At 40.1% G+C, this 252-nt stretch carries 1 pseudogene; it reads left to right on the forward strand.

Going from position 1 to position 252, the window contains the following annotated elements:
* Positions 1 to 230 (forward strand): annotated as a pseudogene (locus STRDD10_RS11915) (transposase); the annotation flags it as partial.
* Positions 231 to 252 lie beyond the last annotated feature (22 nt).

The following is a 252-nucleotide window of genomic DNA, read 5'->3' on the forward strand; positions in this document are numbered from 1 at the left end:
CTCGATATCATCACTGTCCTTAAAGGTAGAACACAGGCTGTTATCCGAAATCACTTTCTTAAATATGATAGAGCCGTTCGCTGTCAGGTGAAAATCATTACTATGGATATGTTTAGCCCCTACTACGATATTGCCAAACGACTTCGCTTTCGAATTTCTAGGCTCAGGCTGAAACAGTCTACCAGACTGTTTCACTTCCAAACGCTAAAATCGTTCTCGATCGCTTTCACCCTTCGTTATTATATTTCTAAA

It is taken from the genome of Streptococcus sp. DD10, assembly GCF_001578805.1.
In the GTDB taxonomy this organism is placed as follows: domain Bacteria; phylum Bacillota; class Bacilli; order Lactobacillales; family Streptococcaceae; genus Streptococcus.